The 22,135-nt window shown below is 36.3% G+C and carries 22 protein-coding genes and 1 other annotated feature (1 of these 23 running past the window's edge); of the genes, 13 read left to right on the top strand and 9 right to left on the bottom strand.

The window, feature by feature from the left end:
* Nucleotides 1–35 (top strand) — a binding site (T-box leader); it begins 183 nt to the left of the window's first position.
* A 46-nt stretch (nt 36–81) separates the two neighbouring features.
* The 3 genes from proS to PGC35_RS16545 all read left to right on the top strand — a co-directional run bounded on the left by proS (nt 82) and on the right by PGC35_RS16545 (nt 3,010).
* Nucleotides 82–1,518, top strand: coding sequence for a proline--tRNA ligase (gene proS, locus PGC35_RS16555; protein ID WP_053588298.1), 1,437 nt, complete (start codon nt 82–84; stop codon nt 1,516–1,518).
* Nucleotides 1,519–1,635: 117 nt separating this feature from the next.
* Nucleotides 1,636–2,148 (top strand): RNA polymerase sigma factor, encoded by a 513-nt coding sequence (locus tag PGC35_RS16550; protein WP_375219963.1) that lies wholly within the window; start codon nt 1,636–1,638, stop codon nt 2,146–2,148.
* On the top strand, nt 2,135–3,010 hold the full coding sequence (locus tag PGC35_RS16545) for a hypothetical protein (RefSeq protein ID WP_375219962.1): 876 nt from the start codon (nt 2,135–2,137) through the stop codon (nt 3,008–3,010). Before PGC35_RS16550 ends, PGC35_RS16545 begins: the two co-directional genes overlap by 14 nt.
* Nucleotides 3,011–3,484: 474 nt before the next feature.
* Here the strand turns inward: PGC35_RS16545 and PGC35_RS16540 are convergent, their stop codons facing one another.
* Both PGC35_RS16540 and PGC35_RS16535 read right to left on the bottom strand, forming a co-directional pair.
* Nucleotides 3,485–4,003 carry a hypothetical protein gene (locus tag PGC35_RS16540; RefSeq protein WP_053588301.1) on the bottom strand — a complete coding sequence of 173 codons (519 nt, stop codon included), beginning with the start codon at nt 4,001–4,003 and terminating at the stop codon, nt 3,485–3,487.
* Nucleotides 4,004–4,005: 2 nt separating this feature from the next.
* Nucleotides 4,006–4,695, bottom strand: a complete 690-nt coding sequence (locus PGC35_RS16535) for a B3/B4 domain-containing protein (RefSeq protein WP_375219961.1) — start codon at nt 4,693–4,695, stop codon at nt 4,006–4,008.
* A 55-nt stretch (nt 4,696–4,750) separates the two neighbouring features.
* On the opposite strand from PGC35_RS16535, the gene queG reads away from it, so the two are divergent.
* From queG to PGC35_RS16510, 5 genes are all read left to right on the top strand, one after another.
* The gene (gene queG / locus PGC35_RS16530; protein ID WP_375219960.1) at nt 4,751–5,890 is read left to right on the top strand and encodes a tRNA epoxyqueuosine(34) reductase QueG; all 1,140 of its coding nucleotides are present in this window, start codon (nt 4,751–4,753) and stop codon (nt 5,888–5,890) included.
* Nucleotides 5,891–5,902: 12 nt separating this feature from the next.
* Complete coding sequence (trmL, locus tag PGC35_RS16525; RefSeq protein WP_275783464.1) at nt 5,903–6,376, top strand: tRNA (uridine(34)/cytosine(34)/5-carboxymethylaminomethyluridine(34)-2'-O)-methyltransferase TrmL; 474 nt, start codon at nt 5,903–5,905, stop codon at nt 6,374–6,376.
* 316 nt (nt 6,377–6,692) lie between these two features.
* On the top strand, nt 6,693–6,875 hold the full coding sequence (locus PGC35_RS16520) for a hypothetical protein (protein WP_053588305.1): 183 nt from the start codon (nt 6,693–6,695) through the stop codon (nt 6,873–6,875).
* A 39-nt stretch (nt 6,876–6,914) separates the two neighbouring features.
* The gene (locus PGC35_RS16515; RefSeq protein ID WP_375219959.1) at nt 6,915–7,748 is read left to right on the top strand and encodes an aldo/keto reductase; all 834 of its coding nucleotides are present in this window, start codon (nt 6,915–6,917) and stop codon (nt 7,746–7,748) included.
* A 318-nt stretch (nt 7,749–8,066) separates the two neighbouring features.
* Nucleotides 8,067–8,708 carry a VC0807 family protein gene (locus PGC35_RS16510; RefSeq protein ID WP_375219958.1) on the top strand — a complete coding sequence of 214 codons (642 nt, stop codon included), beginning with the start codon at nt 8,067–8,069 and terminating at the stop codon, nt 8,706–8,708.
* Nucleotides 8,709–8,781: 73 nt separating this feature from the next.
* Here the strand turns inward: PGC35_RS16510 and PGC35_RS16505 are convergent, their stop codons facing one another.
* The 5 genes from PGC35_RS16505 to PGC35_RS16485 all read right to left on the bottom strand — a co-directional run bounded on the left by PGC35_RS16505 (nt 8,782) and on the right by PGC35_RS16485 (nt 11,729).
* Nucleotides 8,782–9,261, bottom strand: coding sequence for a hypothetical protein (locus tag PGC35_RS16505; RefSeq protein WP_253278940.1), 480 nt, complete (start codon nt 9,259–9,261; stop codon nt 8,782–8,784).
* A 264-nt stretch (nt 9,262–9,525) separates the two neighbouring features.
* The gene (locus tag PGC35_RS16500) at nt 9,526–9,819 is read right to left on the bottom strand and encodes an HIT family protein (protein ID WP_375219957.1); all 294 of its coding nucleotides are present in this window, start codon (nt 9,817–9,819) and stop codon (nt 9,526–9,528) included.
* A gap of 57 nt (nt 9,820–9,876) precedes the next feature.
* On the bottom strand, nt 9,877–10,728 hold the full coding sequence (locus PGC35_RS16495) for an RluA family pseudouridine synthase (protein ID WP_375219956.1): 852 nt from the start codon (nt 10,726–10,728) through the stop codon (nt 9,877–9,879).
* 102 nt (nt 10,729–10,830) lie between these two features.
* On the bottom strand, nt 10,831–11,301 hold the full coding sequence (locus PGC35_RS16490; RefSeq protein WP_056832417.1) for a thioredoxin family protein: 471 nt from the start codon (nt 11,299–11,301) through the stop codon (nt 10,831–10,833).
* Nucleotides 11,298–11,729, bottom strand: a complete 432-nt coding sequence (locus PGC35_RS16485) for a disulfide oxidoreductase (protein ID WP_056832419.1) — start codon at nt 11,727–11,729, stop codon at nt 11,298–11,300. Before PGC35_RS16485 ends, PGC35_RS16490 begins: the two co-directional genes overlap by 4 nt.
* A 131-nt stretch (nt 11,730–11,860) precedes the next feature.
* Here PGC35_RS16485 and PGC35_RS16480 point away from each other — a divergent pair, with 131 nt between their 5' ends.
* From PGC35_RS16480 to PGC35_RS16465, 4 genes are all read left to right on the top strand, one after another.
* On the top strand, nt 11,861–13,402 hold the full coding sequence (locus PGC35_RS16480) for a carbon-nitrogen hydrolase family protein (protein WP_056832421.1): 1,542 nt from the start codon (nt 11,861–11,863) through the stop codon (nt 13,400–13,402).
* Between the two features lie 19 nt (nt 13,403–13,421).
* Nucleotides 13,422–15,140: a phospho-sugar mutase gene (locus PGC35_RS16475; RefSeq protein WP_375219955.1), complete on the top strand. Its 1,719-nt coding sequence runs from the start codon at nt 13,422–13,424 to the stop codon at nt 15,138–15,140.
* A 989-nt stretch (nt 15,141–16,129) separates the two neighbouring features.
* Nucleotides 16,130–17,245: a GAF domain-containing sensor histidine kinase gene (locus PGC35_RS16470; RefSeq protein WP_375219954.1), complete on the top strand. Its 1,116-nt coding sequence runs from the start codon at nt 16,130–16,132 to the stop codon at nt 17,243–17,245.
* 12 nt (nt 17,246–17,257) lie between these two features.
* Complete coding sequence (locus PGC35_RS16465) at nt 17,258–17,905, top strand: response regulator (RefSeq protein ID WP_375219953.1); 648 nt, start codon at nt 17,258–17,260, stop codon at nt 17,903–17,905.
* 100 nt (nt 17,906–18,005) lie between these two features.
* Here the strand turns inward: PGC35_RS16465 and PGC35_RS16460 are convergent, their stop codons facing one another.
* The gene (locus PGC35_RS16460) at nt 18,006–18,890 is read right to left on the bottom strand and encodes a cation diffusion facilitator family transporter (RefSeq protein ID WP_053588316.1); all 885 of its coding nucleotides are present in this window, start codon (nt 18,888–18,890) and stop codon (nt 18,006–18,008) included.
* A 258-nt stretch (nt 18,891–19,148) separates the two neighbouring features.
* Nucleotides 19,149–20,501, bottom strand: coding sequence for a hemolysin family protein (locus PGC35_RS16455; RefSeq protein ID WP_231687510.1), 1,353 nt, complete (start codon nt 20,499–20,501; stop codon nt 19,149–19,151).
* 231 nt (nt 20,502–20,732) lie between these two features.
* Here PGC35_RS16455 and chrA point away from each other — a divergent pair, with 231 nt between their 5' ends.
* Nucleotides 20,733–21,890 (top strand): chromate efflux transporter, encoded by a 1,158-nt coding sequence (chrA, locus tag PGC35_RS16450; protein WP_375219952.1) that lies wholly within the window; start codon nt 20,733–20,735, stop codon nt 21,888–21,890.
* Nucleotides 21,891–22,135: the final 245 nt, after the last annotated feature.

The following is a 22,135-nucleotide window of genomic DNA, read 5'->3' as shown; positions in this document are numbered from 1 at the left end:
GTACCGTGTCTATCCAGTGTAAAGACGCCCTTTTTATAGGGGAGTTTTTACACTTTTTTTATTTTAAAGGAGGAAAAGTAGATGTCTACACAACAGAATGATTTTACAAAATGGTATATTGAAACGATTCAGAAAGCAGATTTAATGGATTACACGCCTGTTCGCGGATGCATCGCATTCAAACCAGATGGCTTTGAAATTTGGGAGCACATTCAAGAAGAAATGAACAAACGTTTTAAAGAAACTGGACATCGTAATGCTTATTTCCCAATGCTGATTCCAGAATCGTTTTTCCAAAAAGAAAAAGATCACATCGAAGGATTTTCTCCAGAGCTTCCATGGGTAACGGAAGCTGCTGGTGAACAATTAGAAGAACGTTTAGCACTTCGTCCAACTTCAGAAACGATGATCGGACACTTATATTCCGATTGGATCAAAAGTTATCGTGATCTTCCAGTGTTAATAAACCAATGGGCAAACGTATTCCGTTGGGAAAAGAAAACTCTTCCTTTCATCCGTACGTCCGAATTTTTATGGCAAGAAGGGCACACTGCACATGTAGATGAGGAAGAAGCTCGTAAAGAAACGATGCAAATGCTAAACATTTATAAAGAGGTTGTTGAAGAACTTTTGGCTATTCCAGTATATGATGGACAAAAGACACCTTCAGAACGATTTGCAGGAGCTGTGGATACGTATTCTATCGAAGCAATGATGAAGGATGGAAAAGCAGTTCAGGCAGGTACATCTCATTACCTTGGAACAAAGTTTGCTGAAGCATTTGATATTAAATATTTAAATAAAGAAAACAAACATGAACATGTTCATACAACTTCATGGGGAACTTCTACTCGTTTAATCGGTTCTGTAATAATGGTGCATGGGGATGAGCAAGGATTAGTCTTACCACCACGTGTTGCTCCAACCCAAGTTGTATTGATACCAGTGGGACCTTGGAAGAAGAATCCTGCAATTATGGAAAAACTGGATGAACTATTTGTAGCATTAAAAACAAAAGGTATTCGTGTGCGCCTAGATGATTCCGATCAATCTCCAGGCTATAAATTCAATGAATGGGAACTAAAAGGTGTTCCAGTTCGTGTTGAATTAGGACCTCGTGATTTAGAAAACAATCAAGCGTTAATGAAAGCACGTGATGAGGCAGATAAATTCTCAGTGGACCTTGCTAATTTAGTGGAGCGTATTGAGGAAGAACTAAACACAATGCAAACACGTTTACTAGAAAAAGCACGTGCATTCCGTGATCAAAATTCACATACACATGTAAATTCACTGGAGGAGTTAAAACACCATCTTTCGAACTCTACTGAAAATGGGGAAATTCCTGGCTGGATTCTTGCTGGTTGGTGTGGAGATGATGCTTGTGAAGAGCATGTAAAAGAAGAAACTAAATTCACAACACGTAACATTCCATTCAATCCACCTGCTGAAAAGTCTACATGTATCAACTGTGGAAAAGAATCAAAACATACTGTATGGTTCGGTCGCGCATATTAATTTAATCTTACAATCTAAACAACCATTGCATAGACAATGGTTGTTTTTTTATTTCATAAAAAATGTGTAAGATTAAAGCAAGAAATTCGTCTAATAATTAGAGGGAGGAGGAATTCTTTGGAGAAGCATCTAATAGAAGAATGGTTTGAGTTATATGAAAAGGATGTTACTAGTTATCTAATATATTATACGGGATCAATAGACGTAGAAGATCTCGTCCAAGAAACCTTTCTTAGGGCTATGAAAAAAATGACGGTCTATAAGAAAAATGGGCACCCTAAAACGTGGCTAGTATCGATAGCAAGAAATATGGTGATTGACCAATATCGAAAAAGTAATGTTTGGAATAAAATAAGACATCTATTTATAAAAGAACAAGATATTCTTATAAATGTGGAACAAAACATAATGATAAACCAAGATAATAGCGTTTTATATCATACAATAAACCAACTGCCAGCTCATTATAAAGAAATAATTATTTTAAAAGGGATTATGGAAATGTCATCCAAGGAAGTCGGTTTAGTGATCAGAAGTAACGAGAATAACGTAAATGTTCTGTACCACCGTTCCTTAAAAAAATTGAAAGAATTGCTGGAAAAGGAGGGGTTTGAACATGGAAGAATATAAGAGTCTTGAAGAAAAATTAAAAAACTTCCCCCAATATTCATTAGAAATTGATAAAAGGAATAAAATACTTTATTTATTGAAATCAAAGACAACTACTCAAAAATATTGGACTTCTTTAAAACCAATCATGTCTTTTTTAAGCCTAGCTATCATTCTATTATTTCTTTTTTTAACTAGTAGCCTCTTTAATAACTATAATGTGCAACATGGAGCGATTTTTACATTACCTGATAGAAATCAGCAGGTTATTGGAGTAGAAGGGAAAATAGGAATACTTGTATCTAAAGAGCAATTTGTTGCGGAAGACAGAAGACGAGGGGCAAAGCTCATGCTTTACTTTTGGGGAGATGTCGAAAAGCTTGTAGGAAAGAATTATCGAGTAGAAGCGGAAGGTATGAATGGTAAAAATATTGAATTGACTAAAGGGATTCTATCTAGTGGTTTAAATAGTGAGGATGCTCATGCATTAACTAGCTTTATTCCATTCCCAACAGAGGGGGGCTGGCAGTTATCCTTTTACGTGGAGGATCGTTTGTATGAATCATTTACTATTAATGTGTTACCACCATTTCCGAAAACAAAGCATTATACATTACTGAATTCACCAAAGGAGATTCCTGTTGGTAAAGAAAGTGAATTGAATATAGAAAGTACCATTGGTGATAAAGATAAAATAGAAGTAAAGCTAATCGATGAAAAAGGAAACGTAAAGGAAACTTCTATGTTTCAACTTGATAGTTCCGCAATAGATGCTAATACCAATCAGACAATTTATCATTATTCAGGTGAAATTACATGGGGGGAACATGGCTCATGGAGACTACTTATTGATGGGGAGGAGACGGGATTATTTGAGAACTAGACAAAGAAACTTTGTCTTTATAATGTAGTTGTCTCATTATAAATAAATAATGTCGGTCGATAAATAAGAAAATCGTTGAAACGGCTCCCTTTCCTCGGGTGTTGCCTTAGCCTCCTCGCTGCGCTGCTGGACAGAGCGTAGCGAAATTAATTTTTGCGACGAGCTTGCGCAGGAGCATTGTTTTTTTGCGACGAGCTTTGCGCAGAAGCAAGGGAAGCGGCTGAAGCCATGCCGGCGGAACGCGTCCGCCTGAAACGGAAATTAACGGGTACAAAATCTAAAACGCTCCTACCACAATAGTGGAAGGAGCGTTTTTCATAGTAGGAAATCCAGAGAAACTAATTGAGTTAACGTTTGCGATAGTTAGTCATTAGTCACTGGTAACATGGTGAAAAGTTACACGTCATTGGTTTGCCGGTAGGGTTAAATGATTTCCTAACTATGCCTTGGCAAGGAGTCTCACCTTACCAAGGATTATGCATACTTTTCGTCGTCGAAGTTAAGGCTTATTGCATAGTTTTTAGCATTAATGAGTCCTGAAAGTTTATTTGCCTCTTTTTCATATTGTAGAGCATTTAAACGATATTCTTCTGGATTGAATAACGCAATTTGAATATATGTAGCTCCTTCGCCTCCATATCCGTATTGCACTCTTTCTTTTTCAGCAGCCCCTAGCTGTTTATAAATTCGAGCTTGGGCTCTCATTTGTGTTGCTAATTCAATTGCCTCCACAATGGTATATGCTTTGTCTTTAAACATAACAGTGTTGTTAATATTTGCTTCATAGATGAGTCGATCAAGTGTACGGATGTCTTTACGTGTTTCGGTAATTTCATTGTCCACTACTGAAACTGTTCGTGGTCCAACTTCTGGAACAGTGTCTTTTTCTATAATTTTATAAGCAACACGCATAATTTCTTCTTCCAGTTCATGAACTCTTTTCATTAATAAACTCTTTAGTTTAACTGCTTCTGCTAATGATATATTCGGCATATCTATATTCCCCTTTCTATTTGGTCATCGTGTAAAACAGTAGAGTACGCTTCTCCTCCATGGATTTGGGTAAACATAGTTCCCATGGACTCAACTAATTGAAGAGCGTCTACTTCACCCATTGATGGCCGGAGAAAAACAATTTGAACAGCATTTTTTGTGTTCTCCGTTACAGCAGTTCTTTTAGAATCAACAAATGGACTTCCGAATGGACCATATGTATCTTGTAAAGTAAGGATGTTATTCAATTTATTTTCACGTCCATTTAGCCCTTCGTAAACCGTTTCTTCATTACCAAGAGATATTGTAATATCTCCTTGAATCTTATCTACATCATAAATTCCCATCGGTATTTCATAACGCATCGAGAAAAAGTTATTTAGATCAACAGCAGAATGCATAGGTGTGATATAATTTTGTTTTGCAATCCGTCTATATAGTGCTTCAACTGATGGTCGGTATCGATTTGGGTCAGCCCCGAATTTTTTCCATAAAATACGCCATTCTTTTATTCCAGCGAATTCAGTTATCGCTTTGTCCTCCATTTCAAAAAACAGCTGTTCTTGAAATAATTGGAGGCGTCCTTTAAGCATTTGAGGGGAAGAAGTTACAACAATTTTGGTATAATGTATAATGCCTATTTTAAAGGTAGGGTCTATTTGTAATAAAGAATTATCCATTTTTACAAGCATAATAACCATCCTTACACATATTTTCTTTAGTTTACCATAAGAAAGGAGAACAATTGTGAATATAAACCAATTTCAACAAGAACTAATTGAATATGCTGCTTCTATTGGGATTGATAAGATAGGATTTACTTCTGCTTCTCCTTTCCATGAATTAAAAAATAGATTGATTCGCCAACAAGAGCTAGAATTTGCTTCTGGTTTTGAAGAGCCTGATATAGAGAAAAGAACTCAGCCAGATCTCTTGCTTCCGGAAGCAGAGAGTATTATATCTATTGCCATTGCGTATCCATCAAAAATGAAAGATGCGCCTTTAAGTGTAAAAGGGGCGAGACGTGGTATTTTTGCAAGAGCTTCATGGGGGATAGATTATCATACTGTGCTACGTGAGAAACTAGCACTTTTAGAGTTTTATATATTAACGCATATACCAAATGCAAGGTTGCGTTCCATGGTAGACACAGGAGAACTTTCTGATCGCGCAGTTGCAGAGAGAGCTGGTATTGGTTGGAGCGCAAAAAATTGTTCCATTATTACGCCGGAGTTCGGCTCCTATGTTTACTTAGGTGAGATGATTACATCTATTCAATTCTCTCCGAGCGAACAAATGGAGGAACAATGTGGTGATTGTAGGCTTTGCTTAGATATTTGTCCAACTGGAGCTCTAATAGAAGGAGGACGATTAAATGCTCAGCGATGTATTGCATTTATAACCCAAACAAAAACCATGGTTCCGGATGAATTTCGTGCAAAGATTGGAAACAGAATCTATGGCTGTGACACATGCCAAACTATTTGCCCCAAAAATAAAGGAAAAGCTAATTTGCATCAACCAGCTTTTCAGCCAGATCCCGAACTCGTGAAGCCACTACTTATGCCAATGTTAGAAATGACTAATCGAACCTTCAAAGAAACATATGGACATATGTCTGGTGCTTGGAGAGGAAAAAATCCAATACAGCGAAATGCAATTATAGCATTAGCGCATTTTAAAGAAGTAGCCGCAGTACCAAAACTGATAGAATTGCTTGAAAATGATGCACGACCTGTAATTCGAGGAACAGCTGCATGGGCAATTGGTAAAATAAACACAGAAGATGGACTAGTAGCACTGAAGAAAGCAGAACAAAAAGAAGAAAACAATGAAGTACTAGAAGAAATTCGTAAAGGGCTTCAATTCTATACTATAGAGAAATAGGAAGTGGAAATGTTGAGCATTAATGTAGTGTTATATCAACCAGAAATTCCAGCTAATACTGGAAATATCGCAAGAACATGCGCAGGAACAGGAGCGAAATTACATTTAATACGTCCTCTAGGATTTTCTACAGACGATAAAATGTTAAAGCGTGCAGGTCTTGATTATTGGGAACATGTAGATATTACGTATTATGATGGTTTAGAAGAATTTTTTGATGCGTATCCTGAAGGGCTATTTTATTTAATTACTAAATTTGGGGCAAAACCTCATACTACCTATGATTTTAGTGATGGAGAAAAGGATCATTTCTTTATTTTTGGGCGTGAAACGAAAGGGTTGCCACGAGAGATTATTGATGCCCACCCCGATCGTTGCTTACGTATTCCAATGAACGACAATATCCGTTCTTTAAATTTATCTAATACTGCAGCTATTCTTATTTATGAAGCATTAAGACAGCAAAATTATCCTGGTCTTCATTAATAGAAGCACTAGTCATAAAAAAACGGACGTAGTCTTTTGAGACTCGTCCGTTTTTAATATTTATTACTTCTCAGATGCACCTGGTTTGTCATCGTAACCTGCTTTAAAAATAGCAGTAAGGAATGATACACAAACGCCAAGAATAAGGATAAGTTTCATATCGAGTGCCTCCTCTATATATTCTGAACTAAGTATACCCTACTTTGTTTGAAAAAGAAATATTGCGAAAAAGTGTAATTATGTCTAAAATGTTTCTTTTGAAAGTTGCAACCTTCTAATTATTCATCTACCATAAAGAAAAGGAGTGATTTTTTAAATGAGTAATTTGAAAAATGGTCCAGAAAACGGTTCGATGGCAACGAATATGGAAGAAGTGAAGTTACTAGGTAAACAGATGGATAGGCTGAGAGACAATAACGAGCTGGAGCAAGATAATCGTGTATCAGACCCAGCCCAGTCGGATGATGTTAGTAAGATGAAGAAAAGAGAAAACGACTGATTCAATCAGTCGTTTTCCTTATAAGAAAGGATGAGGACAATGGAATTACATATAAACTCGACGAAACAACTTGCAAACGGTGTAGAAATGCCACGAATTGGTTTAGGTGTATATAAAATGACGGAACCGGATATCGCACTTCAAGCAATTACAGCAGCACTTGATGTAGGTTATCGTCATATTGATACAGCTTCCCTTTACGCGAATGAGAAAGAAGTCGGAGAAGCTGTACGCAATTCATCTGTTTCCCGTGAAGATATTTTCGTAACAACTAAAGTTTGGAACACGGACCAAGGATATGATCAAACCTTAAAAGCATTTGAGAAGTCTTTAGATTTATTAGGACTAGATTACATAGATTTATATTTAACACATTGGCCAGTAAAAGATACTTTTGTAGACACGTACCGTGCGATTGAACGCTTATATGAAGAAAAGCTGATTCGTGCAACGGGTGTTTCAAACCACCATCAGCACCATTTGGAAGCAATTGCAGCAAAGGCAAATGTTAAGCCAATGGTCAATCAAATCGAATGTCATCCTCGCTTGACACAATTTGATCTTCGTGAATATTGTGCGGAGCAGGGTATTGCGGTAACTTCATGGTCCCCTCTAGCAAGAGGCGGATTACTAAACGAACCTAGTCTACAAAGAATTAGTGAAAAATATGGTAAATCACCAGCTCAAACGATTATACGCTGGCACTTACAGCATGACTTAATTGTAATTCCTAAATCAGTAACACCAACTAGAATAGAAGATAATATAAATGTATTTGATTTTGAATTATCGTTTGAAGACATGAAAAACATAGATTCACTCAATCTGAATGAACGCACAGGTGCAGACCCAGATAATTTTAATTTTAATTAAACACTAATAACACTTATTCTATTAAATACATAGAGTAAGTGTTTTTCTATTTTTTGGTTATTTTTAACTTTATTGTTGTTAAGTAAAAATTTGAAAAGGTATAGCATACGCGCTGGCAACTGTCAGTATTAAGAATGTGCGCCTTAAAAGTGGCAAGTGCGAGAAGAATGAATGACAAGGCTAACATCCTAAACAAGACACAATAAATAACAGAGACTATTTTCTAAATATTGAAACTAAATCGTCTATTCAATCGTATGTTGTACTAAACTAAGTGGAGAGTTGAAGCCACAAATTAAAAGGCGGATGATAAATTAAATGAATAAAAATATGATATGGTTGGATATTTTATTTTATATTATTCTCCCTTTTATCATTTGGAGCTATGGACGGGAGAGTCTAGGCGATTATTGGGCTATGTTATTGTCAACCTCACCAGGCTTCATATACACAGTCTTTCGATTCGTGATAGATCGTCAATTCAATATAACGGGAACTTTTATATTGATAAGTCTATTGATTGGTACGTTGGTAGATTTACTGTCTGGGTCAGCTGAACGAATGTTATGGAATCAAGTTATTGTCGGTTTAGCTTTTAGTTTAATTTATCTTGGCTCGCTTACATTAAAAAAACCACTTGCTTTATACTTTTTCGTTGATCTAGCCTATCTACAAGGCTATGCACGAGAGAATAGCAAAAAATTATTTTTTAGAAGAGAGCTATTAATATGGTTTCAGTTACTAACCTTGCTATTTGTCGTGAGGGGGGTAACTTTAGCCGGGTTAAAGTCTTGGCTTATCTATAAGTATGGTGTGGATGCTTATAGTTCTATGCTTCTTTATATGAGAGTTATAGGAGGGTCCTTTTCTGTTCTTATGGCAATCGGGTATGTCTTTATAGGTATTAAGATAAAACAAGTAACAACAACGTTAGAAGGCAAAGTGGAGGTTAAAGTATAAGAATGGATCCCGTTACCTTTGGCCAGAACAATACCCCTCATCGATAAAAACGAGGGATATTGCTCTTATATATTCACTTCTCTTTTTCTTTCTCCATTTCTATTTTTTTCATACTTTCTTGATATTCTTCTTCTACATCTGAAGTTGACGGGATAAAGGGCTCATCGTTGTAATCAGTTCGTTTTCCATATCGGCATATCTCATAAATGATCATTCCATTATTAGGCATTCCATTTATTGTTTTCATGGGCACGATATCGAATAGAACAAAGTAAAATGTATAAAAAATAAAACGTTCCAAAAATGTTTGGTATTCCTGTAAGTATCCGTTTGCTAATAGCGCATTAATAATTAGTGCTACTAGTAGATTAATGAGAATCGGGCCAGCGTAAATGCAAATATACGCTGGCTTACTTTTTCTCTTTATAGAATCATAAGAATACCAACTGTATAGATGATAATATTTTCGCACATCAAAAATTCCTATTTTAAAAATCCGAGGACCAGATCCAATGGTAAGCCTAGGATTTTGAACTCCAAAAATTTTACTCACAATTAAGTATCCTGTTTCTCTCAAAAATACTACTACGGGCAAGATAATAAATGCTGAAATGATTAATGAAAGTAAATCTGAAAAACCAAAGATTTTATCACTTCCCTTAAATTGATATTATCAACACTATTATCTTAAATACCCTAATAAACGAAGAAGAATCTTGTAATAAACTCCTAAAAAACAGAAAAAGTATCGGTAAAAGGAACCGATACTTTTTAGAAGAGAATTATTTTATGTTTCCACGTTTGTTTTTAGGATTCTTTACCAGTATCTAATTCCTTTACCTGCATAAGGCTCATCTTTGAAACTTGGAATAACGTGAAGGTGTGCATGCATTATATGTTGTCCAGCATAAGAACTGCTATTCCAACCTATGTTGTATCCATCTGGACTTAGGTTTTCATCTAGTAGAGCTTTCACTTCTTTAAACAGTGAAAATGTAGTATTCCATTCATCCTCTGTTAAGTCGAATACATTTTCACGATGGCTAATTGGGACAATAAGACCTGAACCAATTAATACATCGTGGAATTTGAATGAACATACACTTTTCATTTTGTAAAATAACTTCTTGATCTTTAATCATTTCCAAGTGACAAAATGGTCAATTTTTCATTGCTTTTTATCTTCCACGACAATTACTTCGCCTGTAATTGGATGAACGAATTGAACTTTGAATGCATGAAGCTCATAAGTTTTTGTCGGTGTTTTTTTCGCTCCATATAAATCATCACCAACAATCGGATGACCTAAGTGAGCAAAATGTACACGAATTTGGTGTGTGCGTCCTGTTTCTAATATTGCGTGTACCTTGGTGAAATTCGGATGTCTACCAACTACTTCATAATGTGTAATAGCTAGTTGGCCGGAAGGTGAAACTCGTCTTCTTGTAGGATGATGACGATCACTTCCGATTGCAGCTCGAATCGTACCATGATTATTTTTCACTTGCCCCTCGACTACAGCTTCATATGTGCGAACAATTTCTTTGTTTTCAAGCATTCGATCTAGCATGCCTTTAACAATTGGATTTTTCGCTATAACGACTAACCCTTTTGTCCCCTCATCAATTCGATGGACATGTTCCCCATACTTTTGGCCATTGTTTGCTAAATAGTTCTGCACCGTATTCATGAATGTATGGTTTTGTCCTGATTCATTTGGATGAGTAGACACTCCACGTGGTTTAGATGCAATTAGTAAATATTCGTCTTCATATGCAACATAAAGTGGGATTTGATCAGAAAGAAGATAGTTCGAAGCATCCCCTTCCCATTTGAAAACTAGGATGTCTCCTTTTGAAAGAGTAGATTTCCATTGCAGAAGCTCTCCGTTTACATCACTAACTGCCTTTTGCATGCGCAAATCATGGATAAGTTTTTTCCCAAGCTTCCACTTTTGTTGTAAAATCGTTTCAATTGTTAATCCATCTTCTAATACTGTATAACGGAATGTATGGTTCATGATCGTGTCTCCTTTTAAAAAAAGGTCATGCCTGTTGGGTCATGACCTTTCTGCTTATCAAATATAACGAATGCTTGTCTCTTTGGGAATATTCCACTTTTATTATTTCAATACTACTTGATCGAAAAAGGCTTGTATGTTTTCGTTAGGTACTGCACCTTCTACTCGCTCAACTTCTTTCCCATTATCAAAATAAACTAAAGTTGGTGTTGCTGTGATTTGATAGTCATCCCAGCCTTGCTCATATTCAAGGATATTATATTTTACAATATCTACACCGTTTTCCTCTGCAAGAGGGGTTAATCTAGGCGTCAATTCTTTACAGTGTACACATTCTGGACTAAAGAAGTAGGCAGTTACTGGTTCACCGCTTTCAATTTTTGCTTGTAACTCATCAGGATTGATAATATTTTGGTAGTTTTCATCATCAATTAAATCAATTGTGGATTGGCTTAAATCCTCTTTGTCATAGGGACTGTCAGCTAATTTCGATTTATTAGCTTGGTTTGTTAAGACGATGATTAATACAAATACAACAACGATTATTCCGCCGAAAATGGCTAATTTTTTCATCCTTTTTTTTCCTCCTTAATGCTTCTTAAAATTAATACACTGCTAATTGCGATTAAAATAAATGCAATAAGTGCTAAAAATGGTATTGTAATAAATCCTAAATAGTTTATATACTCTCCAGTACATGGAACTCTACCACACGTTGGAGCAGTTTCTTGCATAAAACTTAGTTTTTGAATGCTATAGTGATATGCTGATATACAACCACCAATTACTGAAAAAATGAGAGAAGTAAGTGCTATTTTTGCATTTTTTTGCGCGTAAGCGACTCCTAAAATAATGACGAGTGGATACATGAGAATACGTTGATACCAACATAATTCACAGGGCTCGTACCCTCGGATTTCAGAAAAATATAAGGAACCAATTGTAGCAGTTAAAGCCACTGACCACATAAATAACAAGATATTTTCAATTTTTTTTGTCATAGGTTGCTCCTTTAAAATACTTTGAACTCAAATCAAAGTATAAGGGTTATTTTAAGGTATGTAAATTATTTTATCTGTTTAGGAAAGAGAGCTATAATATAAAATAGTTAATAAAAAGAGGAGCGTTCAGAATGTCAGAAGAATTCGATTTATCACAGTTTGAAAAAATTATGATTATAAGACAAATGTCTTTTTCAGATATAGATTCCATCTTAGAAATCTCACGCCTATGTTTCCCTGGAATGGAGCCATGGGATGTTGCACATTTACGAAGTCATTTAACTATTTTTCCGGAAGGGCAATTGGTTGCAGAACTAGACGGAAAAGTAATTGGATCTTGCTCCAGCTTAATTATTAACTTCGATGAGTATGATGACCGACATTCCTGGTCAGACGTTACAGATTCAGGATATATAACGAATCATAATCCAGACGGATATAACTTATATGGAATTGAAGTGATGGTGCATCCGGATTATCGTAGAATGAAGGTGGGCCAGCGTTTATATGAAGGTCGAAAAGACGTTGCGAGACAGTTCAATTTAAAGTCCATTATTATTGGTGGGCGGATTCCTAATTATCATAAACACGCTAATGAAATGTCACCAAGAGAATACGTTACAGCAGTATCACGACATAAAATATATGACCCAGTCCTAACATTTCAGTTAATGAACGGATTTACGCTTATGCGTATTAATCCTAATTATCTTCCTGATGATCGGGCTTCTGCAAAATACGCTACGTTGATGGAATGGAATAATGTAGATTATATTCCTTTGTCCAAGAGACATTTTAAAACGAGCTACCCAGTACGTATTTGTGCAGTACAATATATGATGCGTAAAATTAATTCCTTTGAAGAGTTTGCACATCAATGCGAGTACTTTGTGGATGTAGCATCCGATGCACAATCGGATTTTGTTGTATTTCCAGAAATATTCACAACACAATTAATGTCAATTTTAGACGAGCCTTCACCTAGCCAGGCCGTTCGCAAGTTAACTGAATATACACCGCAGTATATGGAATTATTTGCAGATTTATCTGTTCGCTACAATATTAATATTATTGCTGGATCTCATTTTGTAGAGGAAGAAAATGAGGAAATCTATAATATTGCGTATTTATTCCACAGAGACGGCGCAATCGATAAACAGTATAAAATCCACATTACGCCGAATGAACGGAAATGGTGGGGAATTAGTTCTGGAGATACTGTTCAAGTATTTGACACTGATTGTGGTAAAATTGCCATTCAAATTTGTTATGATATTGAGTTTCCTGAGCTTGCTAGGATTGCGACAGATATGGGTGCAAATATTATTTTTGCACCGTTTTGTACAGAGGATCGTCAAGGATATTTACGTGTTCGTTATTGTGCGCAAGCTCGCGCAGTAGAAAATCAAATATATACTGTTATCTCAGGTACTGTAGGAAACTTACCTCAAACAGAAAATATGGATATCCAGTATGCCCAGTCTGCTATCTTTGCACCTTCCGATTTTGAATTTGCAAGAGATGGAATTGTAGGAGAAACAGAGCCAAATGTTGAAATGGTCTTAATAGGGGATGTCGATTTAGAAATTCTAAGACGTCAAAGACAAGATGGTACGGTAAAGCATTTAAAAGACCGCCGTCATGACGTCTATGGTATTGATTATAAAAAATGAGGAATGGGAGTTTCGCAATATGTCCTATAAACAATTATTTGACCAATGGAATAGTTTTTCCAATTTAGAAGCTATTTGGAAAGAAGATCTTCAGTTACTGATTAAAGATGATAAACGAATGGAAGATGCTTTTTACCGTGACCTAGAGTTTGGTACAGGTGGAATGCGTGGAGAAATTGGAGCCGGGACGAATCGTATGAATACATATACGATTCGCAAGGCTACTACTGGACTTGCTGAATATATAAAAGCGGCTGGATCAGAAGCAATGAATCGTGGAGTGGTTATTGCTTATGATAGCCGTAGATATTCTCCTGAGTTTGCACAGGAAACTGCTAATACACTAGCGTCCAATGGCATTAAAGCCTATTTATATAGTGAGCCTAGAACAACTCCTCAGCTTTCCTATTCTGTTCGCAAACTACAAGCATTTATGGGAGTCGTTATTACCGCTAGTCATAATCCACCTGAGTATAATGGTTACAAAGTATACGGGGAAGATGGGGCTCAGCTGAACTTAAGTGATGCAGATGCAGTCATTGCTTATGTTAATGAAGCAGGAGATGCACTCCAAATAAAACAAAAATCTTTAAATGAAAACCTAATTGTCCGGTTAGATGAGGACATAGACAATGCATATATAAATGAATTAAAAACAGTACAAGAAAATCCAACAATTGCGAATAATTCTAATTTAAAAGTAGTATTTACACCTCTTCACGGTGCATCAGGAAAAACTGTGAAGAGGATATTAAACGAAGTAGGATACAGACATATCCATTATGTAAAAGAACAAATGGAACCACACGGTGATTTCCCTACAGTAAAATCCCCAAATCCTGAAGAAGAGAGTGCTTTTGAATATGCTATTCAATATGGCAACGAAGTAGATGCTGATATATTAATTGCGGTAGATCCAGATGGAGATCGAGTTGGACTAGCAGTTAAAACGAGCGAAGGTTATAAGTTATTAACGGGCAATCAAACAGGTGCGATATTAATAGAGTATTTATTGACACAAAGAAAAGAAAAAGGTGAAATGCCTGCTAATGGACGTGTCTTTAAAACAATTGTGACCTCTGATTTTGGACGTGTTATTGCTGAATATCATGGAGCAAGTTCGGAAGATGTGTTAACAGGTTTTAAATTTATTGGTGAGAAAATTAAACAATATGAAGAAACGAAACAATTCGAGTTTTTATTTGGTTACGAAGAGAGCTATGGTTATTTAGTGAAAAGTTTTGCAAGAGATAAGGATGCCATCCAAAGTGTTCTAGCTATAGTAGAAGCAGCTGCTTACTATAAAGAGCAAGGAATGACCTTAGTGGAACTTTTACATGCATTATACGATAGACATGGTTATTACTTAGAAGGTCTCATTTCAGTCACGAAAAAAGGTGTTACTGGGGCAAATTCAATTAGAAATTTACTGGAACAATTACGATTAAATACCTTGGCAGAAGTGGCTGGAATAGCAGTCCTTTCACAAGAAGATTATTTAACTTCTTTGAGAACATTTGCAGACGGTCGAGAAGAGGAGCAATTGTTATTACCAAAATCAAATGTTATTAAATATTTTCTAACGGACGGTTCTTGGGTATGTGTTAGACCGAGTGGAACAGAGCCAAAGATAAAGTATTATTTTGGTGTGACAAGCGCTTCAGAAACTGAAAGTATGGAGAAATTAGAAGCAATTAAACATGCATTTACAACAGAAATGAATAAGTTCTTGAACTGAATGAGACAATCCGAGTAAATAAAATACTCGGATTTAGATTAGACAAACAACTCGAATTTATATAGGAATTCAGTTTTTCCGAAGCTTATCGCTCGCTTTCTGCGGGCGAGCGTCGAGCCGCTTGGGCCAACACGATGTTGGTTATGAAGGCGTTGCCTCAGAACGAGGCATTCTTAGCCTTCCTACCTTACGCTGAGGGCACTGTAATGTCGTCCAATAAATAAGAAAATCGTTGAAACGGCTCCCTTTCCGCAGGCGTTGCCTTAGCCTCCTCGCTGTGCTGCGGGGTCTTCGGCTAACGCTATTCCCGCAGGAGTGTCGCCTTTTTCAACGATTTTCAAAAAATACTAATTGAAAAAATTTAAGTGATAAAAACTTGCTCTATTAATGGCATGATGGTTTTCTAATTGAAAAGCGAATAATAGTTGATTGGAGTGGAAGGTGGCGACTCCAGCCGGAATAGCAAATGTTTTCTGCACCGAAAGCGAAGAGTCAGGTGCATGAGCTGAAGACCCTGGACTGAGCGCAGAGAGGGAAGCGGCTGAAGCCATGCCGGCGGAAAGCGTCCGCCTGGAACGGAAATCAACGGTGCCCAAACAAAAGCGATTCCTTGTTATTTAGTAAAGTCAAATTCTATAGATTTTTTCACTGCCCTCTCTACGCTCCACCAGGATCTCGTCTGTCTCGCTTTCCCGCAGGTATCGAGCGGACGCTTCTTCAAACCAATAAATGTTACCTTAATATTTTCTTTATTTCTCAGGAATAATCTTGAGTATTTAAATAGTTACAACATAAAATCTAAATAATGAATGAGACCAAGTAGCCAACTGGCTTTAGTCTTCAATCTGAATCCGAGTAAATTATATACTCGGATTTTTTTCATTTGAATGTAATAGTTTCAGTCAAAAGTATGATGTCTTGTTTTTACAATCATCGAACATAAAATGATAAGATGGGAATAGGAAATTACGGAATACGGAGGAGTTTACATGCAATCCAATGAACTCTCAAACATAGAATTATTGAAAGAAATAGCTGAGTTTTTAAATGAAGAAACCGAAATGGAACAGATGCTGCAAGGGGCACTACAAAAACTTTTAGAAGGAACAATTTTTGAAACCGGATGGATATTTTTTATCAATAAAAAAGGAAAGCAACAGCTCATTACTCATGAAAAGTTGCCAAGAGCACTTCAAGAAAATGAATGCAAACATTTACAAAAAGGTGGATGTTGGTGTGTTACAAGATTTCAAAAAGGTGATTTAAACAAAGCTTCTAATATTATTGAGTGTAAACGAATCGTCAATGCAAGAAATACGAATCGTGAAGATCACGGTGGCATAACGCATCATGCAACAGTCCCTCTACAATCGGGACAAGAGCAATTTGGGCTATTAAATGTAGCAACGCCAAATACAATTCGATTTGAAGAAGGGGAGCTTGCTCTTCTTGAATCTGTTGCCTTTCAAATCGGTTCAGCTATAAAACGAATTTATTTAACGAAACAGGAGCAACAAGTTGCACTTGTACAGGAAAGAAATAGACTCGCGCGTGATTTACATGATTCAGTTAACCAATTACTTTTTTCGGTGACGTTGACAGCACGTGGCGGAGTTGAAATGACCGACCAAAAAGAAATAAAAGAAACGTTTAAAGAAATTCAATATTTAACGCAAGATGCACTAACCGAAATGAGAGCACTTATATGGCAGCTACGTCCAAAAGGCTTAGAGTCTGGCATCATTGAGGGCATAAAAGGGTATGGAGAGATTCTAGGATTAACACTTACTGTTAAAGTCAAAGGGGTTGTTAATTTGCCAGCGAGTATTGAAGAGACTCTGTTTCGAATTGCTCAGGAAGCGCTTAACAACGTTCGAAAGCATTCAGGTGTACTAAAAGCAGAGCTCTACTTAACGGTTACTCCGACAGATATTCTATTAGTTGTTAAAGATGAAGGTAGAGGCTTTCATATGAATGAATTGAAGAGTTTACCTTCTATTGGTTTACAGAGTATGAGAGATCGAGCACGTGCAGTTGGTGGAACAGTAGATTGGGTGACAGAATGGAATAAAGGTACGGAAATTTTAGTACGTTTACCTTATTAGGAGGGAGTAAGCATGATACGAGTATTGATTGCAGATGACCATCATGTTGTTAGAAGAGGCTTAATGTTCTTTTTAAAAACGCAAAAGGATATGGATATTATCGGAGAAGCAACGAATGGAAGAGAAGCGATAGAGTTGACAGCTTCTTTACATCCAGACGTTATACTTATGGACCTAGTTATGCCTGAAATGGATGGAATTCAAGCAACTAAGCGAATAAAAGAAAAGTTTCCAGATATTCAAATTTTAATGCTTACTAGCTTTTCGGATAGAGATCATGTTATTCCAGCATTAAAGGCAGGAGCAGCAGGATACCAATTAAAAGATATTGAACCCGATGATCTGGCAGAAGCTATTCGAAAATTAATGCGTGGGGAACATACGATACATCCTGAAGCAACGACGCAGTTAGAAAGAGAAAATGAACTAGCCGAAATAAGTCCACATGAAGAACACCCTTTAACACCAAGAGAACAAGATGTATTGTCAGAGCTAACAAAAGGGAAAAGCAATCGAGAAATTGCTTCTTCACTGTTTGTAACGGAAAAAACAGTAAAAACACATATATCCAATATTTTCGCAAAGCTTCATGTTCAAGATCGTACACAGGCAGCATTGTATGCAGTGAAACACGGACTGACAGAGCCAAGCGGACAATAAAAAACCGATGTATCCTTGCGATACATCGGTTTTTTAGTTAAAAATCTGGGTTCGCTCAATCTTTTGGGAGAGTCGCTCGATCTTTGAGGCAAATTATCGCTCAATCCATTAATAACTCTTCTAAATGAGGTTCTATATGTACAAGAACGACGGAAAAGGGTTTTACTTTCATGATGCGTTGCTCTATCTCTTCTGTAATTCGATGGCTGTCCACTACGTTGAGATTAGGATCAACTGTAACTGTTAAATCAACAAACATTAAATTACCATGCATTCTTCCTTTAAAGCTTTTTAAAGTTTTAACCCCATTCACAAGCTTTACAACTGTTGAAAGGGCTTCAGCTTCATCCACATTAAAACCATCCGAGAGTGTATAAGCTGCTTCATGAAAAATAGTATACGCGGTATACATGATTATAATCCCTACAATTAAAGCTGTTATGCCATCTAATATAGGAAAACCTAAAATGGATCCAACTATACCTATTGTAGCTCCGATACTTACTAATGCATCCGAGCGATTATCATACGCTGCTGCTTTAAGGGCTGCACTATTAATACGAGTACCTAATTTTAGATTGTATCTATAGACAATATACATGACCACTGCACTGATAAAACCTACAATCGCAGTTAATGTAGAAGGAACTTCTTCTACTGGATTTGCTAGATGTTGAACAGCTTGAAGTATAACTTGAATACCTATTGCAGCCATAATGAAGGCAGCAACTAAGGATGCTATCGTTTCTGCACGTAGATGTCCATATTGATGATGATCATCAGGTGGTTTTTGAGAGATTCTAAGCCCAATTAGTATTGCGATAGATGCAATAATATCCGTAAAGTTATTTAGTCCATCCGCTTTTAATGCTTCGGAAGAACCAAGGAAACCGACAGTTAGTTTAAATGCACTTAATACTAAATAAATACAAATACTAACCCAAGCGCCTTTTTCCCCTTCGCGTAAGTTTGTGTATAGTTCCAAAGTGTTTCCTCTTTTCAACATTTTTAGGCATAGTAAAACGACTCTCTTTTAGGAGAGTCGTTAAGGATGTAGACAAAGTCATTTTTTGTAGGGATTATCTCAGACTGTCTTGAAAACGCTTGTCATTCGAGGCGCGCAAGCACGAGGCGGAAGCGAATAGAACTTAAGTTCATGAGCTTACAACGAAGTGCAAGTAACGAAGAATGCGAGCGTTTGTCAACAGTCTGAACGACTCTCTTTTTGGGAGAGTCGTTGCTATTATTGTTCTGTTTGAATGTCTTCTTCTATATCTTCTTTTTCTTCTTCGAAAGGAGGTGTTTTGATAATCTCTAAATATTGAATATGATGTCCGTCAATATCTTTTATCATAAACTCAAAGCCCTGTTCAAATATTTTTTCGCCTTTAACGGCATCGAAGCTTTTTGACATAAACCATCCGCCAATTGTATCGATATCTTCCTCATCAATATCAATGCCAAGTAAATCATTGACATTTTCAATCAACATTTTAGCATCAACAATATAGTGGTTATCTCCGACCTTTTGAACTTCTGGAAGTTCATCTGTATCGAATTCATCACGGATGTCTCCGACAATCTCTTCGATTATATCTTCTATTGTAACAAGTCCAGAGGTACCACCGTATTCGTCCATTAAAATAGCCATGTGAATTCGTTCTCGCTGAATTTTAAGTAATAGATCCGCTATTGGCATCGTTTCAATAACACGAATAATTGGTTGCATATAGTCACTAACTGGAGTTGTGGCATTTTCAGGGTTTTTAATATATGCAGTTAATAAATTTTTCATATTCACAAGTCCGATAATATGGTCTTTGTCACCATCTGTTACGGGATATCTTGTATATTGCTCTACTCCGATTAACTCAAAGACTTCTTTTAACGTTAAATCTTTATCAATGGAAATGATTTCTGTACGAGGTACCATAATTTCTTTAGCGATACGGTCATCAAATTCAAAAATTTTGTTCACATATTTATATTCAGCTTGGTTAATTTCTCCGCCCTTAAAACTTTCGGAAAGAATCATACGAAGTTCTTCCTCTGAATGGGCAACTTCTGATTCAGAAACAGCATCTAAGCCAAATACTCGTGTAGCTAAGAATCGTGCTGAACCATTCATCCCGTGAATGACCGGGTACATAAGCTTGTCAAATATAAGTAGCGGTTTTGCAACTGCTAGTGTTATTGCTTCTGCTCTTTGAATGGCAAAAGTTTTTGGAGTTAATTCTCCAACTACTACATGTATATATGTTACAAGGGAGAATGCAATAACAAATGAAAGTAAAGAAGAAACACTTTCGGGAAGTTCAAAATAATCAAATGCCGGATGTAATATTGCCTCAATTGTCGGTTCTCCAAGCCAACCTAAACCTAATGCGGTTATCGTGATTCCGAGCTGACAGGCAGATAAATATTCATCCAAATTAGACACTATTTTTTTGGCATTTAACGCGCTCTTATTTCCTTCAGCAACGAGCTGATCAATTCTTGTCGATCTTACTTTTACTATTGCAAATTCACTTGCAACAAAAAATGCAGTGAATGCGATTAAGACAGCAAAAGCTGTCAATCGTATGGCTATGTCCAAATAATTACTTTGTCCCTAACCCAAATGAGGGGTAGAACAAAGTGTACACCTCCTGTTTTCTAAAAAATAGTTTATAGTTTTAATAATAAAATAATGTCATGTAAATTACAAATCTTTCTACTTAACAGATTAAGCCTATATCTTTTCACTCAAAGAAAATTTACATAAACTTATCATTAAAAGTGCTGAATTTATAAGATAATAATAGAAAGATAGAATGGGGGTTCTACATTGAAAAATACATATATCGAAATTTTGAAAGCATCTACAAAACTTGGATTAACATCATTTGGTGGACCTTCTGCACATATAGGATATTTTCGTGAAGAGTATGTTCAGAAAAGAAAATGGTTGGATGACAAATTATACGCTGACATTGTAGCGTTATGTCAATTTTTACCTGGTCCTGCATCTTCTCAAGTAGGAATATCTATAGGTTTACTTCGTGGAGGAATAGCTGGCGGTATTATTTCTTGGTTAGGATTTACTATGCCATCAGTTATTCTTCTAATGTTATTTGCTATGTTTGTTTCGGCTACAGGTTCTTTTGATAGTGGATGGATACATGGTTTGAAAATAGTGGCGGTAGCGGTAGTTGCTCATGCTCTTTTAGGAATGCAAAAGTCACTTGCCCCAGATCGTATAAGAATTTCTATTGCAGTAGCTTGTGCTATATTGACATTACTTATTCCAACCGCTATCGGTCAAATTTGTATAATCATTGCAGCAGGAGTTTTTGGATATATTTTATATAAAAATGAGGAAGTGGAGCATGCTCCAGAAATTTCACTTTCTTTTGGGAAAAGAATAGGATTCTTAAGTTGGACTATATTTTTTGTTTTATTGATTTTATTGCCATTATTAAAACCATTATTTAACTCTGTTTATTATTCTATGTTTGATGCTTATTATCGAGTTGGTTCCATCGTTTTTGGTGGAGGGCATGTTGTTTTACCAATGCTTCAAAGAGAAGTAGAGGTTTCACCAGATGTTTTCCTTGCTGGGTATGGTGCAGCTCAAGCTGTTCCGGGGCCACTATTTACATTAGCTGGTTATTTAGGGCAGGTAACTGCAGGGGTTCCAGGTGCGCTGATAGCTGTCTTTGCAATGTTTTTACCTTCTTTTTTATTAGTTATTGGGACCTTACCCTTTTGGACAGTTATTCGTTCCAAAAGAGGTATACAAGCGGCATTAAAAGGAGTAAATGCCGCAGTAGTTGGGATCCTGCTTGCTGCATTATATAATCCTGTTTTTACTAGTGCAGTGAATAGTACGATGGATTTTGTTATCGTTCTTATTACTTTTACGTTGCTTTCTGTGTATAAATGGCCGCCAATTTACGTAGTATTATTTAGTGCAATTTTTGGAGCCATTATGCATATAATTTAATTAGTCCCTTTTTTTAGAAAAGTGTTGACATTGGAAATTTTTATATGCTAATGTTAAGGGACACTAAATAAAAAAAGAGAAATGGAGGTATGAAAAATGATTCGTTTAATTGATATAAAAAACAACTTAATAATTTTTTCATGCCTACCATCGAACGATAAATGATTTTATAATAGACATTTTTTAGGTTTACTTTGTCTATTTAAAAGCACATTACCGTAATATGGGTAATGTGCTTTTTTGTG

Origin of the sequence: Psychrobacillus sp. PGGUH221, assembly GCF_042055255.1 — a bacterium.
GTDB lineage: Bacteria > Bacillota > Bacilli > Bacillales_A > Planococcaceae > Psychrobacillus.
The sequence above is the reverse complement of the archived record's forward strand: the minus strand, read 5'-3'. Positions and strand labels throughout refer to the sequence as shown.